Raw genomic sequence first — 15,876 nt, forward strand, 5'->3', positions numbered from 1 at the left:
ATGTTACTTGAAATTTCGATAAAAAACTTTGCCATTATTGAGGCTATTTCCCTCAATTTTGAAAAGGGGATGACAGTCCTGACTGGTGAAACGGGTGCAGGGAAGTCGATTATCATTGATGCCATGAATATGATGTTGGGAGCTCGTGCGACGACAGATGTTATTCGTCATGGTGCGCCAAAGGCAGAGATTGAGGGGCTTTTCTCAGTTGAGAATAGTCGCCTTTTGCAGGAAATTTTTGATGAGCAAGGTTTAGAAATGGGTGATGAGATTATCATCCGTCGAGAAATTCTGCAAAATGGTCGTAGTATCAGCCGTGTAAATGGTCAGATGGTTAATCTATCTGTTTTGCGCGCTATTGGGCAACATCTGGTTGATATTCATGGTCAGCATGACCAAGAGGAGTTAATGCGTCCTCAGCTCCATATCCAGATGTTGGATGAATTCGGCGATGTAGCTTTTTGGGAATTGAAAGAAACCTATCAAACGAGTTTTGATGCTTATCGAAAAATGCGCAAGCAGGTTCTGGAAGTCAAGAAAAACCAGCAGGAACACAAGGCACGTATCGAAATGTTGGAATTTCAAATGGCAGAGATTGAGGCAGCAAACTTGCAGGCTGGAGAAGATTTGGCTCTCAATCAAGAGCGTGATAAACTGCTCAACCATAAAAATATTGCGGATACACTGACCAATGCCTACAGTATGTTAGACAATGAAGAGTTCTCGAGTCTGGCCAATGTTCGTTCGGCCATGAATGACATGGAAAGTGTCGAAGAGTACGACCCTGAATACCGTGAGATTTCAAGCTCACTGTCTGAGACCTACTATGTCTTAGAAGATATTAGCAAGCGTTTGGAAGCTATTATTGAGGACCTTGATTTTGATGGCAATCGCCTCATGCAGGTTGAGAATCGTTTGGACCTCCTTCACACTATTACCCGTAAGTATGGTGGGACTGTAGACGATGTCTTGCTTTATTTTGCTAAAATTACAGAAGAATACAATCTATTGACAGGTAATAACCTTTCGTCTGAGGACATGGAAGCAGAGCTCAAGAAATTGGAAGTCAATCTTGTTGATTTGGCAGGTCAACTTGCATCTGCTCGTCATGACTTGGCTCAGCAGCTCGAAGCAGAGATTAAACAAGAGCTTCAAGATCTTTATATGGAAAAAGCCCAGTTTCAAGTTCGTTTTAGCAAGGGTAAATTCAGTCGTGAGGGTAATGAAATGGTCGAATTTTACATTTCAACCAATCCTGGAGAAGACTTTAAACCCTTGGTTAAGGTTGCATCTGGTGGGGAATTATCCCGTCTCATGCTAGCCATCAAGTCTGCCTTTTCTCGCAAAGAAGGTAAGACCAGCATTGTCTTTGATGAGGTGGATACAGGAGTTTCAGGCCGTGTAGCTCAGGCTATTGCACAGAAGATTCACAAGATTGGCCAGCATGGGCAGGTTCTGGCTATCTCCCACTTGCCACAAGTGATTGCGATTGCGGATTATCAATTCTTTATTGAGAAGATTAGCAATGACCATTCAACAGTTTCGACTGTTCGTCTTTTGACGGTTGAAGAGCGAGTGGAGGAAGTTGCCAAGATGTTGGCAGGTGATGATGTGACGGAAGCAGCTCTGACGCAAGCCAGAGAATTGTTGAGAAACAGGGAGAAATAAGATGACAGATTATTATGTAATTGGAGATGTTCATGGAAAAGCTGGAATGCTAGAAGACCTTCTCAAAACATGGGATGGTCAGACCCAGTTGCTCTTTCTAGGGGATTTGATTGACCGCGGTGAAGATAGTCGCCGTGTCCTTGAAATGGTTAAGGATTTAGTAGATAATCAAGGGGCTATCTGTTTGTCAGGAAACCACGAGTATATGTTTTTGACTTGGCTCGATGACCCAGAAGAAAGCTATGACCATTATCGTCGCAATGGTGGAGATACAACCATTAACTCTATCCTAGGTCGTCCCTTGGATGCACCAGTTGATGGGGTCGAGGATGCCAAGCGTGTTGCTACTGAAGCAGCAGACTTGGTCGAATTCATTCGTCAAATGCCGTTTGTGGTAGAGACCGACAAGTATATCTTTGTTCACGCAGGTATTGATTTGACCTTGGATGACTGGCATGAAACCACAGATTATAAAAAAGTATGGCTTAGAAAACCATTCCACGAAGCAGAAAATCATACTGGAAAAATCATTGTCTTTGGTCATACACCAGTTTATGGTTTATTACAGCAAGAACGCGGTACAGCTGAGCTTTGGGTGACAGAAGACGGTAAGATTGGAATGGATGGAGGAGCTGTCTATGGTGGTGTCCTTCACGGGATTGTCTTTACAGACCAAGGAATGACAGAACATCACTTTATCGAAAATGACGGCTTTGTCGCTGAAGATTAGTACTCCTAGCAGGGTATGGTCTTGTCAAAATGTCAAAAACAATTTATAATAAATAGATACCCTGAAAGGAAGAGAATCATGAACTTAGAAGAATTGAAAAAACGACAGGAGAAGATCCGTAACTTCTCTATTATCGCCCACATTGACCACGGGAAATCAACTCTAGCAGACCGCATTTTGGAAAAAACAGAGACGGTTTCAAGTCGTGAAATGCAGGCCCAGCTTTTGGATAGCATGGATTTAGAGCGGGAACGTGGGATTACCATTAAGTTGAATGCCATTGAGCTGAATTATACTGCAAAAGATGGAGAAACTTATATTTTCCACTTGATTGACACGCCAGGTCACGTGGACTTTACCTATGAAGTTTCGCGTTCGCTAGCTGCCTGTGAAGGAGCGATTTTAGTGGTTGATGCTGCTCAAGGAATTGAGGCCCAAACCCTTGCCAACGTTTATCTGGCCTTGGACAATGATTTGGAAATCATGCCAGTCATTAACAAGATTGACCTGCCAGCAGCGGATCCAGAGCGCGTGCGTACTGAGATTGAAGATGTCATTGGTTTGGATGCTAGTGAAGCAGTTTTGGCTTCTGCCAAGGCTGGTATCGGTATTGAAGACATCCTTGAGCAAATCGTAGAAAAAGTACCAGCACCAACGGGTGATGTGACGGCACCACTTAAGGCCTTGATTTTCGACTCTGTTTACGATGCTTACCGTGGGGTTATCCTCCAAGTGCGTGTCATGGACGGAGTGGTCAAACCTGGAGATAAGATTCAGCTCATGAGCAATGGTAAGACCTTTGATGTGACCGAAGTTGGTATTTTTACTCCGAAAGCAGTTGGTCGTGATTTCCTTGCGACTGGTGACGTTGGATATATCGCTGCTTCTATTAAGACGGTTCAAGACACTCGTGTGGGTGATACCGTTACCTTGGCAACCAATCCTGCGGCAGAGCCATTACATGGTTACAAGCAGATGAATCCTATGGTCTTTGCGGGTCTCTATCCTATCGAGTCAAACAAGTACAATGACCTGCGTGAAGCGCTTGAAAAATTGCAGCTCAACGATGCCAGTCTGCAGTTTGAACCAGAAACATCTCAGGCACTTGGATTTGGTTTCCGTTGTGGTTTCCTTGGACTTCTTCATATGGATGTTATTCAAGAACGTTTAGAGCGTGAGTTCAATATCGACCTCATTATGACAGCTCCGTCTGTTATCTATAAAGTCAATCTGACAGACGGCGAATCTATGGATGTGTCTAACCCATCTGAGTTCCCAGATCCAACTAAGATTGCGACCATTGAAGAGCCTTATGTCAAGGCGCAAATCATGGTGCCGCAGGAGTTTGTCGGGGCAGTAATGGAATTAGCTCAGCGTAAGCGTGGGGACTTTGTGACTATGGATTATATTGATGACAATCGTGTTAATGTTATCTATCAAATTCCACTTGCTGAAATCGTCTTTGACTTCTTTGATAAACTTAAGTCTTCGACACGTGGTTATGCAAGTTTTGACTACGAATTGTCAGAGTATCGTCCATCTAAGCTGGTCAAAATGGATATCCTTCTCAATGGAGACAAGGTGGACGCCCTCAGCTTTATCGTTCACAAGGATTTTGCTTACGAACGTGGAAAACTTATCGTTGATAAACTCAAGAAAATTATCCCTCGTCAACAATTTGAAGTTCCAATCCAAGCGGCTATTGGACACAAGATTGTCGCTCGTACTGATATTAAGGCCCTTCGTAAGAACGTACTTGCTAAATGTTATGGTGGTGACGTTTCTCGTAAGCGTAAACTCCTTGAAAAACAAAAAGCTGGTAAGAAACGTATGAAAGCTATCGGATCAGTAGAAGTTCCGCAAGAAGCCTTCCTCAGCGTCTTGAGCATGGATGAAGAATAAGTTATCAGGAATACATTTCCTTGTTCATAGGAAATTTGTATAAGAATCAATAGTAAAGCAGGCTTTAATGGCCTGCTTTTTTAGTTTTTATACTCTTCGAAAATCTCTTCAAACCACGTCAGCGTCGCCTTGCCGTAGATATGATCACTGACTTCGTCAGTCTTATCTACTACCTCAAAACTATGTTTTGAGCTGACTTCGTCAGTTTCATCTACAACCTTAAAACCATGTTTTGAGCAACCTGCGGCTAGCTTCCTAGTTTGCTCTTTGATTTTCATTGAGTATTAGAACAGAAAAAATACTTGGAGTATTTGTTTGTGTGTTTATTTTTATATAACAAACTATAAACACAACAAAAATATAAAAAAAGAGACAAAAATCAACAGAAAACTATTGACAACGATTTCATATAGTGTTATACTTATGGCATAAAGTTAATGGAAAGAAGGGAAAACCTTATGGGATTAGATTATTTCTTTGACAAAAACCTTGTGTTTTGCTTAGAAGCGGATAATCAAGAACATCTCTTTGATCAGGTTGCAACTTTATTGGAAGAACGAGAAATCGTAACTCCGACCTATCGTGAAGCCTTGATCACGCGTGAAAAGTCATTTCCAACTGGCTTAGATATGGAATTTTTAGGTAAGGATTTGCCGAATGTAGCTATTCCTCATACAGATATTGTTCATAATCTGGCTGAAAAAGTTGTGGTCGTTCGATTAGAGAAACCGGTGACTTTCCACAATATGATTGCGCCAGATAAGGAAGTAGAAGTATCCTTGCTCTTCTTTATTATTAACAACTCAAGCTCAAGTCAAACTAACATTCTTGCTCAGTTGATGGACTTCTTCACAGGAAATGGTCATCTTGAAGACCTATCAAAAATTTCTGAACCAGAAGCCCTCTATGCTTATATAGCTGAAGCAATCGCTTAATCTTGTCTATTAAAAATATTAAATCGGAGGAGATCCATATGATTAAAATTCTTGCTGCCTGCGGTGCAGGTGTTAACTCAAGCCACCAAATTAAAAGTGCTCTTGAAGAAGAACTTTCAAACCGTGGCTACGATGTTCACTGTGATGCAGTTATGGTCAAAGATGTTAATGAAGATCTTATCAAAGGTTATGACATCTTCACACCAATTGCTGCGACAGACCTTGGTTTTGACCCAGGTATTCCAGTTATCGAAGCTGGACCAATCTTATTCCGTATCCCAGCTATGAGTGCTCCAGTATATGATAATATTGAAGCAGCTATCAAAGAACACGGGTTAAGCTAATTTTAATTTGTTAACATTCATATAACATAAAAAAGGGAGGAACTGTTATGGATGCAATCTTTGGCCTAATCAAAGACTTTTTCACACCTATCTTAGATATGGGTGGTCCTGTCATCATGTTGATCATTTTGACAGTATTGGCTTTACTTTTTGGAGTGAAATTCTCCAAAGCGCTTGAAGGTGGTATCAAACTTGCCATCGCTCTTACAGGTATCGGTGCCATCATCGGTATGCTAAACACTGCTTTCTCAGCATCACTAGCAAAATTCGTTGAAAACACTGGTATCCAATTGAGTATCACTGACGTTGGTTGGGCACCACTTGCTACAATCACTTGGGGTTCTGCTTGGACACTTTACTTCTTGCTCATCATGTTGATTGTCAACATAGTGATGCTAGCTATGAAGAAAACAGATACACTTGACGTTGATATCTTCGATATCTGGCACTTGTCTATTACAGGTCTTTTGATTAAATGGTATGCTGACAATAATGGTGTGAGCCAAGGGGTTTCACTCTTGATTGCTACAGCAGCTATCGTCCTTGTTGGTGTCTTGAAAATTATCAACTCTGACTTGATGAAACCTACATTTGATGACCTTCTTAACGCTCCAAGTTCATCACCAATGACATCAACTCACATGAACTACATGATGAACCCAGTTATCATGGTTTTGGATAAGATTTTTGAAAAATTCTTCCCAGGTCTTGATAAGTATGACTTTGACGCTGCAAAATTGAACAAGAAAATCGGTTTCTGGGGTTCTAAATTCTTTATCGGTTTCATCCTTGGTATTGTAATCGGTATTATGGGAACTCCACATCCAATTGCAGGAGTTGAAGATGCAGATAAATGGCGTCTTGTTATCAGAGGATGGTTGTCTCTTGGTTTGACTGCCGGTGTATCTTTGGAACTCTTCTCACTTATCGGTTCATGGTTCATCGCAGCCGTAGAACCACTATCACAAGGTATTACAAACGTTGCTACTAAACGTCTTCAAGGACGTAAATTCAACATCGGTCTTGACTGGCCATTCATCGCTGGTCGTGCTGAAATCTGGGCTTGTGCTAACGTACTTGCACCAATCATGTTGATTGAAGCTGTGCTTCTTTCAAAAGTTGGAAATGGTATCTTGCCACTTGCAGGTATCATCGCAATGGGTGTTACTCCAGCTCTCTTGGTTGTAACACGTGGTAAATTGCTCCGTATGATTATCTTTGGAACACTCTTGTTGCCACTCTTCCTTCTTTCAGGTACACTTATCGCACCATTTGCAACAGAACTTGCTAAAGGTGTAGGTGCCTTCCCAGCAGGTGTGAGTGAAACTCAATTGATCACTCACTCAACTCTTGAAGGACCAATCGAAAAACTTCTTGGTTGGACAATTGGTAACACTACAACTGGTGATATCAAAGCAATCCTTGGTGCTGTAGTCTTCCTTGTATTCTATATCGGTATCTTTGCTTGGTACAGAAAACAAATGATCAAACGTAACGAAGAGTACGCAGCAAAAGCAAAATAATGCGCTCCTATAAAATGTAAGCTCAATGAAAATCAAAGAGCAAACTAGGAAGCTAGCCGCAGGCTGTACTAAAGTACGGCAAGGTGACGCTGACGAAGTTTGAATTGGATTTTCGCAGAGTGTAAATTGTTGAAACTAGGTTGTCATACCATTAGGAGTGACAGCCTAGTTTTTTATAAACTATCAAGAAATTGGAGAAAATAATGGTAATTGAATTAAAATCAGAACAATTAAGTGTTCAATTTAACAGTTTTGGTGGAGCTCTTTCTTCTATAAAAGATGCTGAGGGACTTGAGTATTTGTGGCAAGGAGATGCTACTTATTGGAGTGGACAAGCTCCTGTTCTCTTTCCCATTTGTGGTTCATTGAGAGAGGATACAGCACTTTATATAGATGATAATGGACAAGAAAGTAAAGGAAAGATTCCTCGTCATGGTCTGGTCCGCAAGAAAGAATTTGAATTAGTTGAACAGACAGATAATAGTGTAACTTTTGCAATTGAAGACGATGAGAATAGCTATCAGAACTACCCTTATCATTTCCGCCTAGAAATCACTTATATCCTTACTGGCAAGACAGTACGAACTCAATACAAAATATTTAATAAAGAAACTAGCAAGATCATGCCTTACTTTATTGGTGGACATCCAGGATTTAATTGTCCTATACTGGATGATGAGGTCTATGAAGATTACTATTTAGAGTTTGAGAAAGAAGAAACTTGTTCTGTTCCGCGTCCTTTCCCAGAAACGGGGATGCTTGATTTTCAAGATAGAAGTCCATGGCTAGAGGGACAAAAAGAAATCGATCTTAGTTATGATCTTTTCAGCACAGATGCAGTGACTTTGGATGAATTGCAATCTCAAACAATTGCGCTTCGTTCTCGTAAACATAATAAGGGATTGAAAGTGCACTTTGAAGAGTTTCCAAACCTCATCATCTGGTCAACTTTGAACAAGGGGCCTTTCATTGCCTTTGAGCCATGGTCTGGCTTGTCAACATCCCTTGAAGAAGGAGATCATTTAGAAGATAAGAAGAATGTTCGTCTCTTAGAAGCCAATCAGGTTGAAGAAATAGGGTTTGAGATAGAAGTTTTATAAAAAAGTAAAAAATAAATAACAAAAACAAACACAAACTGTTGACTTTTTCAAACAATAGTAGTATATTATGTTTGTGAGGACTAATTGACTGTTTTTTAAAGACAGCCAATACACTGCTGGAATCCAGCATAGAAAAAATAAAAAGGAGTATACAATATGTCTATTGTTATCGGTGCAGATGCTGCAGGTTTGAGATTGAAAGAAGTTGTGAAAGACTTCTTAGAAAAAGAAAACTTCCACGTTGTGGATGTTACAGCTGAAGGTCAAGACTTTGTTGATGTGACTCTTGCTGTTGCTGCAGAAGTAAACAAAGAAGAACAAAACCTTGGTATCGTGATTGATGCTTACGGTGCTGGTCCATTTATGGTCGCAACAAAAATCAAAGGAATGGTTGCTGCAGAAGTATCTGATGAACGTTCTGCTTATATGACTCGTGGCCACAACAACTCACGTATGATCACTATGGGTGCACAACTTGTTGGTGATGAATTGGCTAAAAACATTGCTAAAGGATTTGTTAACGGTAAATACGATGGTGGACGTCACCAAATTCGTGTCGACATGTTGAACAAAATGTGCTAATTAGATTACAGTAAGAAAGGTAAGTTAAAAATGAGAATTGCAATTGGATGTGACCACATCGTAACAGATGAAAAAATGGCGGTTTCAGAATTTTTGAAATCAAAAGGATATGAAGTCATTGACTTTGGTACTTATGACCATACACGTACTCACTACCCAATCTTTGGTAAAAAAGTTGGTGAAGCTGTAACTAGCGGTCAAGCTGATCTTGGGGTATGTATCTGTGGTACAGGTGTTGGTATCAACAACGCTGTAAATAAAGTTCCTGGTGTTCGTTCTGCCTTGGTTCGTGATATGACAACAGCCCTTTATGCTAAAGAACAATTGAACGCTAACGTTATCGGTTTTGGTGGTAAAATTACTGGTGAATTGCTCATGTGTGATATTATCGAAGCTTTCATCCATGCTGAATACAAACCATCTGAAGAAAACAAAAAATTGATTGCGAAAATTGAACACCTTGAAAGTCACAATGCTCAACAAACTGACGCAAACTTCTTCACTGAATTCCTTGAAAAATGGGATCGCGGAGAATACCACGACTAAGAGGTAACCTATGATTTTAACAGTCACAATGAACCCATCCATTGATATTTCCTATCCCTTGGATGAGTTGAAGATTGATACTGTCAATCGTGTGGTAGATGTAACCAAAACGGCTGGTGGTAAGGGACTCAATGTTACCCGCGTACTTTCAGAATTTGGAGATTCTGTTCTTGCTACTGGTTTAGTGGGTGGCAAGCTTGGTGAGTTTTTGGTTGAACATATCGATGATCAAGTAAAGAAAGATTTCTTCTCAATTCAGGGAGAAACTCGTAACTGTATCGCTATTCTTCACGGAGACAACCAAACAGAAGTTCTTGAAAAAGGTCCTGAAGTATTGGAACAGGAAGGTCAAGACTTTTTGGAACATTTCAAAAATCTCCTAGAGTCAGTTGAAGTAGTTGCTATCTCAGGCAGTCTGCCAGCTGGTCTTCCAGTTGATTACTATGCGAGCTTGGTTGAACTTGCTAATCAAGCTGGCAAGCCTGTTGTTTTGGACTGCTCTGGTGCAGCACTTCAGGCAGTTCTTGAATCACCACATAAACCAACAGTCATCAAACCAAATAATGAGGAATTGTCTCAACTTCTAGGAAGAGAAGTTTCTGAGGATTTGGATGAATTAAAAGAAGTTCTTCAAGAACCTTTGTTTGCAGGGATTGAATGGATTATCGTTTCACTTGGTGCCAATGGTGCTTTTGCCAAACATGGTGACACTTTCTACAAGGTAGATATTCCTAGAATTCAGGTAGTCAACCCTGTTGGCTCTGGAGACTCTACTGTGGCAGGGATTTCTTCAGGACTTCTTCATAAAGAATCGGATGCAGCATTACTCATCAAGGCAAATGTCCTTGGTATGCTCAATGCTCAAGAAAAAATGACTGGTCATGTCAACATGGCCAACTATCAAGCTCTATATGATCAATTAATAGTAAAAGAGGTATAAAATGGCTTTAACAGAACAAAAACGTGCACGCTTAGAAAAACTTTCTGATGAAAATGGAATCATCTCAGCTCTTGCATTTGACCAACGTGGTGCTTTGAAACGCCTCATGGCTCAACACCAAACAGAAGAACCAACAGTGGCTCAAATGGAAGAACTGAAAGTCTTGGTAGCAGATGAATTGACTAAATACGCTTCATCTATGCTTCTTGACCCTGAGTATGGACTTCCAGCAACTAAAGCTCTTGATGAAAAAGCTGGTCTTCTCCTTGCTTATGAAAAAACAGGTTATGACACAACAAGTACAAAACGCTTGCCAGACTGCTTGGATGTTTGGTCTGCAAAACGTATTAAAGAAGAAGGCGCAGATGCAGTTAAATTCTTGCTTTACTATGATGTAGATAGCTCAGACGAACTCAACCAAGAAAAACAAGCTTACATCGAACGTATCGGTTCTGAGTGTGTGGCTGAAGATATCCCATTCTTCCTTGAAATCCTTGCTTACGATGAAAAAATTGCGGACGCAGGTTCTGTAGAATACGCGAAAGTAAAACCACACAAAGTTATTGGTGCTATGAAAGTCTTCTCAGACCCACGTTTCAACATTGATGTCTTGAAAGTAGAAGTTCCTGTTAACATTAAATATGTTGAAGGCTTTGCTGAAGGTGAAGTAGTTTATACACGTGAAGAAGCAGCAGCTTTCTTCAAAGCACAAGATGAAGCAACTAACTTGCCATACATCTACTTGAGTGCTGGTGTATCAGCTAAACTCTTCCAAGACACTCTTGTATTTGCTCATGAATCAGGTGCAAACTTTAACGGAGTTCTTTGTGGCCGTGCTACATGGGCTGGATCGGTTGAAGCATACATCAAAGATGGTGAAGAAGCAGCACGTGAATGGCTTCGTACAACTGGATTTGAAAATATTGATGAACTCAACAAGGTTCTTCAAACAACAGCGACTTCGTGGAAAGAACGCGTGTAAGAAAGCCCTTCCAGTTTAGGAACATGAATCTAAAAAAATTTCAAAAAAAGTTGTATGTAAAGGTTTACAAAATAACTTACTTGTGCTATACTTAAATCACAAGTTAATACAAGGTGAGTGTTACTAAGTAATATTAGGCATGATCACGGATGAATTAGGAATCGGATGATTTTCTAGTTCATTTGTGGTCATTTTTTGTACTCATATACCTTTAAGATATAAAAGGAGGTTGACATGTATCGAATTCTAAATCCAATGAATCACAATGTCTCGCTTGTCAGAAATGATAAAGGAGAAGAAGTGATTGTAATTGGTAAGGGGATTGCATTCGGAAAGAAGAAGGGGGATTTGATTGCTGAACATCAGGTTGAGAAAATCTTTCGGATGAAGACCGAAGAGTCCAGAGAAAACTTTATGGCTCTTCTCAAAGATGTTCCGCTTGATTTCATCACAGTGACCTATGAGATTATTGATAAGCTTTCCAAGAAATATCATTATCCGATTCAAGAGTATCTCTATGTAACCTTGACAGATCATATTTACTGTTCTTACCAAGCTCTAACTCAAGGAAGGTACAAGGATAGTAATCTGCCAGATATTTCCGCTAAGTATCCTGTCGCTTTTCAAATCGCAAATGAAGCATTTGGGATTTATCGTCAAAAACTGACCGATAATTTTCCTGAAGACGAAATTATTCGGATTGCTTATCATTTCATCAATGCCGAAGGCGAGAATGAAGTAGAAGTAGTTAAGTCGATTGATAAGAGGAAAGAAATTCTCAGGAATGTTGAGGAAGTTCTAAAGGAATATGCAATTCAACGAACCAAAGAGAATAACCATTTCTATGATCGCTTTATGATCCATTTGAATTATTTCTTGGATTATTTAGACAGATCCAGAGATGATAACCAATCGCTTCTGGATATGGAAGACCATATCAAACAATCCTACCCAAAAGCATTTGAAATTGGTTCCAAGATCTACGATGTGATTACGCAACATACGGGTCTTGATTTGTATAAGAGTGAACGAGTTTATCTAGTTCTACATATCCAACGCTTATTGTCATAAAAATTATTTAAAATTATATAAGGAGAATTCTATCATGAATAGAGAAGAAGTAACATTGTTAGGTTTTGAAATCGTAGCCTATGCTGGCGATGCTCGTTCAAAACTATTGGAAGCCTTGAAGGCTGCTGAAGCTGGCGATTTTGCGAAAGCAGATAGCTTAGTCGAGGAAGCTGGTTCTTGCATTGCAGAGGCTCACCACGCGCAAACAAGTCTATTGACTAAGGAAGCAGCTGGTGAGGACTTAGCTTATAGTGTAACCATGATGCATGGCCAAGACCACTTGATGACAACTATCTTGTTAAAAGATTTGATGCATCATTTAATTGAACTGTACAAGAGAGGAGTTAAATAATGAATAAACTAATTGCATTTATTGAGAAAGGAAAACCTTTCTTTGAGAAACTATCTCGTAATATCTATCTTCGTGCTATTCGTGATGGTTTCATTGCAGGTATGCCTGTTATTCTCTTCTCAAGTATTTTTATCTTGATTGCCTTTGTACCAAACTCATGGGGCTTTAAATGGTCTGATGAAGTTGTAGCCTTTCTGATGAAACCGTATAGCTATTCTATGGGTATTCTGGCTCTCTTGGTAGCTGGTACAACAGCTAAGTCATTGACCGACTCAGTAAACCGTAGCATGGAGAAAACCAATCAAATCAACTATATGTCAACATTGTTGGCAGCGATTGTTGGTTTGTTGATGTTGGCAGCTGATCCAATTGCAGGTGGTTTTGCAACAGATTTCCTTGGGACAAAAGGTTTGCTTTCAGCCTTCCTTGCTGCCTTTGTTACAGTAGCTATCTATAAGGTCTGTGTTAAGAACAACGTTACCATTCGTATGCCTGACGAAGTTCCACCAAATATCTCACAAGTCTTTAAAGATGTGATTCCATTCACTCTCTCAGTTGTTTCACTTTATGCTCTTGATTTACTAGCTCGTCATTTTGTTGGTGCAAGCGTAGCTGAATCAATCGGTAAATTCTTTGCACCATTATTCTCTGCTGCTGATGGTTATCTAGGTATTACGATTATCTTTGGTGCCTTTGCTTTCTTCTGGTTTGTTGGTATCCATGGTCCATCTATCGTTGAACCAGCTATCGCAGCTATTACCTATGCCAATGCCGAAGTCAACTTGAACCTTCTCCAACAAGGTATGCACGCTGACAAGATTCTTACTTCTGGTACACAAATGTTTATCGTTACCATGGGTGGTACTGGTGCGACACTGGTTGTTCCATTCATGTTCATGTGGTTAACAAAATCTAAACGTAACCGTGCAATCGGTCGTGCTTCAGTAGTTCCTACCTTCTTTGGTGTAAATGAACCAATCTTGTTTGGTGCACCGCTTGTATTGAACCCGATTTTCTTCATTCCATTTATTTTTGCTCCCATCGCAAACGTTTGGATCTTTAAATTCTTCATTGAAACTCTTGGAATGAATTCATTTACTGCTAATCTACCATGGACAACTCCAGCTCCACTAGGTCTAGTTCTTGGAACCAACTTCCAAGTTCTATCATTCATTCTTGCTGCCCTTCTAATCGTGGTTGACGTTGTCATTTACTATCCATTCCTTAAGGTCTATGATGAACAAATTCTTGAAGAAGAACGTTCAGGTAAGTCTAATGATGAATTGAAAGAAAAAGTTGCTGCAAACTTCAACACTGCAAAAGCGGATGCTATTCTTGAAAAAGCGGGTGTAGAAGCAGCACAAAATACAATCACTAAAGAAACAAATGTCCTCGTTCTCTGTGCAGGTGGAGGAACAAGTGGTCTCCTTGCAAATGCTTTGAATAAGGCAGCAGCAGAATACAATGTTCCTGTGAAAGCAGCAGCAGGTGGCTATGGTGCTCACCGTGAAATGTTGCCAGAGTTTGATCTTGTTATCCTTGCTCCTCAAGTTGCTTCAAACTTTGAAGACATGAAAGCAGAAACTGATAAACTCGGTATTAAACTTGCCAAGACAGAAGGCGCTCAATACATCAAATTAACCCGTGATGGAAAAGGTGCTCTTGCATTTGTACAAGCTCAATTCGAAAAATAAAAGATTAGAAGTGAGATGGAGAATAAAGCCTCACTAGCCTCCTCTCCATCTTATTTCTTTTTTAATTAAAAGGAGAATTATATGACAAAAACATTACCAAAAGACTTTATTTTCGGTGGCGCAACAGCTGCTTATCAAGCAGAAGGTGCTACACATACTGATGGAAAAGGACCAGTTGCGTGGGATAAATATCTTGAAGATAACTACTGGTACACTGCAGAACCAGCCAGTGATTTTTACAATCGATATCCAGTTGACCTCAAGCTGGCAGAAGAGTATGGTATCAATGGCATTCGAATTTCTATTGCCTGGTCACGTATTTTTCCGACTGGTTATGGTGAAGTAAATGCTAAAGGTGTTGAATTTTATCATAATCTATTTGCAGAGTGTCACAAACGTCACGTTGAGCCATTTGTAACTCTTCATCATTTTGACACTCCAGAAGCTCTCCACTCAAATGGCGACTTCTTAAATCGTGAAAATATTGAACACTTTGTAGACTACGCGGCCTTCTGTTTTGAAGAATTTCCAGAAGTAAATTATTGGACAACCTTTAATGAAATTGGGCCAATCGGTGATGGTCAATATTTAGTTGGTAAATTCCCTCCAGGTATCCAGTATGACCTTGCCAAAGTCTTCCAATCGCACCACAATATGATGGTGTCTCATGCGCGTGCAGTTAAGCTATATAAAGATAAAGGTTATAAAGGTGAAATTGGTGTTGTTCACGCTCTGCCAACTAAGTATCCTTTGGATCCTAAAAATCCAGCAGATGTTATTGCGGCAGAGTTGGAGGACATTATCCATAACAAATTTATCTTGGATGCAACTTATCTGGGGCACTACTCTGAAAAGACCCTGGCAGGGGTAGAGGCTATCTTGGCTGCCAATGGTGGAAAGCTTGACTTGCGTGACGAAGATTTCGAAGTATTAGAAGCCGCAAAAGACTTGAATGACTTCCTTGGAATTAACTACTATATGAGTGACTGGATGGAATCCTTTGATGGAGAAACTGAAATCATCCATAATGGTAAGGGTGAGAAAGGAAGTTCTAAATACCAAATCAAAGGTGTTGGTCGTCGTGTAGCTCCTGATTATGTACCACGTACGGATTGGGATTGGATTATCTACCCTCAAGGTTTGTATGACCAAATCATGCGCGTGAAGAAAGATTATCCGAACTACAAGAAGATTTACATCACTGAAAATGGTCTCGGCTATAAAGATGAGTTCGTCGATAACACTGTTTATGATGATGGCCGTATTGATTATGTGAAACAACACTTGGAGGTCTTGTCTGATGCGATTGCAGATGGCGCTAATGTAAAAGGTTACTTTATTTGGTCATTGATGGATGTCTTCTCATGGTCAAATGGGTATGAGAAACGTTACGGTCTCTTCTATGTAGATTTTGAAACTCAAGAACGTTATCCTAAGAAATCAGCTCACTGGTACAAGAAAGTAGCGAAAACTCAAGTGATTGAGTAGTAGAATGAGTCATTAGATA

16 protein-coding genes are annotated in these 15,876 nt (G+C 40.1%); 15 read left to right on the top strand and 1 reads right to left on the bottom strand.

The window, feature by feature from the left end:
- The 3 genes from recN (at position 1) to lepA (ending at position 4,300) form a co-directional block, all read left to right on the top strand.
- Positions 1-1,668, top strand: coding sequence for a DNA repair protein RecN (recN, locus tag AC6I9F_RS05130; protein ID WP_112443731.1), 1,668 nt, complete (start codon positions 1-3; stop codon positions 1,666-1,668).
- A 1-nt stretch (position 1,669) separates the two neighbouring features.
- On the top strand, positions 1,670-2,398 hold the full coding sequence (locus AC6I9F_RS05135; RefSeq protein WP_112443730.1) for a metallophosphoesterase family protein: 729 nt from the start codon (positions 1,670-1,672) through the stop codon (positions 2,396-2,398).
- Positions 2,399-2,476: 78 nt separating this feature from the next.
- Positions 2,477-4,300, top strand: a complete 1,824-nt coding sequence (lepA, locus tag AC6I9F_RS05140) for a translation elongation factor 4 (protein WP_078238629.1) — start codon at positions 2,477-2,479, stop codon at positions 4,298-4,300.
- An 80-nt stretch (positions 4,301-4,380) separates the two neighbouring features.
- Here the strand turns inward: lepA and AC6I9F_RS05145 are convergent, their stop codons facing one another.
- Positions 4,381-4,578, bottom strand: a complete 198-nt coding sequence (locus AC6I9F_RS05145; RefSeq protein WP_225904820.1) for a hypothetical protein — start codon at positions 4,576-4,578, stop codon at positions 4,381-4,383.
- Between the two features lie 180 nt (positions 4,579-4,758).
- Between AC6I9F_RS05145 and AC6I9F_RS05150 the strand changes: the two genes are divergently transcribed.
- The 12 genes from AC6I9F_RS05150 (at position 4,759) to lacG (ending at position 15,857) form a co-directional block, all read left to right on the top strand.
- Positions 4,759-5,235 (top strand): PTS sugar transporter subunit IIA, encoded by a 477-nt coding sequence (locus tag AC6I9F_RS05150; RefSeq protein WP_000522067.1) that lies wholly within the window; start codon positions 4,759-4,761, stop codon positions 5,233-5,235.
- A 38-nt stretch (positions 5,236-5,273) separates the two neighbouring features.
- Positions 5,274-5,579, top strand: coding sequence for a PTS sugar transporter subunit IIB (locus AC6I9F_RS05155; RefSeq protein WP_000590550.1), 306 nt, complete (start codon positions 5,274-5,276; stop codon positions 5,577-5,579).
- Between the two features lie 47 nt (positions 5,580-5,626).
- The gene (locus AC6I9F_RS05160) at positions 5,627-7,102 is read left to right on the top strand and encodes a PTS galactitol transporter subunit IIC (protein WP_262082234.1); all 1,476 of its coding nucleotides are present in this window, start codon (positions 5,627-5,629) and stop codon (positions 7,100-7,102) included.
- 203 nt (positions 7,103-7,305) lie between these two features.
- Positions 7,306-8,202, top strand: coding sequence for an aldose 1-epimerase family protein (locus AC6I9F_RS05165; protein ID WP_498023149.1), 897 nt, complete (start codon positions 7,306-7,308; stop codon positions 8,200-8,202).
- 156 nt (positions 8,203-8,358) lie between these two features.
- Positions 8,359-8,784, top strand: a complete 426-nt coding sequence (gene lacA, locus AC6I9F_RS05170; protein ID WP_000029277.1) for a galactose-6-phosphate isomerase subunit LacA — start codon at positions 8,359-8,361, stop codon at positions 8,782-8,784.
- A gap of 30 nt (positions 8,785-8,814) precedes the next feature.
- A complete protein-coding gene (gene lacB / locus AC6I9F_RS05175; protein WP_001216910.1) occupies positions 8,815-9,330 on the top strand; it encodes a galactose-6-phosphate isomerase subunit LacB in 516 nt (171 codons plus the stop codon).
- Between the two features lie 10 nt (positions 9,331-9,340).
- On the top strand, positions 9,341-10,270 hold the full coding sequence (locus tag AC6I9F_RS05180; protein ID WP_498023151.1) for a tagatose-6-phosphate kinase: 930 nt from the start codon (positions 9,341-9,343) through the stop codon (positions 10,268-10,270).
- A 1-nt stretch (position 10,271) separates the two neighbouring features.
- Positions 10,272-11,252: a tagatose-bisphosphate aldolase gene (lacD, locus tag AC6I9F_RS05185; protein ID WP_001229115.1), complete on the top strand. Its 981-nt coding sequence runs from the start codon at positions 10,272-10,274 to the stop codon at positions 11,250-11,252.
- Positions 11,253-11,486: 234 nt separating this feature from the next.
- Positions 11,487-12,323: a PRD domain-containing protein gene (locus tag AC6I9F_RS05190; RefSeq protein ID WP_219947883.1), complete on the top strand. Its 837-nt coding sequence runs from the start codon at positions 11,487-11,489 to the stop codon at positions 12,321-12,323.
- A 34-nt stretch (positions 12,324-12,357) separates the two neighbouring features.
- Positions 12,358-12,675 (top strand): PTS lactose/cellobiose transporter subunit IIA, encoded by a 318-nt coding sequence (locus tag AC6I9F_RS05195; RefSeq protein ID WP_001078323.1) that lies wholly within the window; start codon positions 12,358-12,360, stop codon positions 12,673-12,675.
- Positions 12,675-14,369: a lactose-specific PTS transporter subunit EIIC gene (locus tag AC6I9F_RS05200; protein ID WP_498020869.1), complete on the top strand. Its 1,695-nt coding sequence runs from the start codon at positions 12,675-12,677 to the stop codon at positions 14,367-14,369. Before AC6I9F_RS05195 ends, AC6I9F_RS05200 begins: the two co-directional genes overlap by 1 nt.
- Before the next feature lie 81 nt (positions 14,370-14,450).
- Complete coding sequence (lacG, locus tag AC6I9F_RS05205; protein WP_173306875.1) at positions 14,451-15,857, top strand: 6-phospho-beta-galactosidase; 1,407 nt, start codon at positions 14,451-14,453, stop codon at positions 15,855-15,857.
- The last annotated feature ends 19 nt before the right edge of the window (positions 15,858-15,876 follow it).

The sequence above is a fragment of the Streptococcus nakanonensis genome (assembly GCF_059738785.1).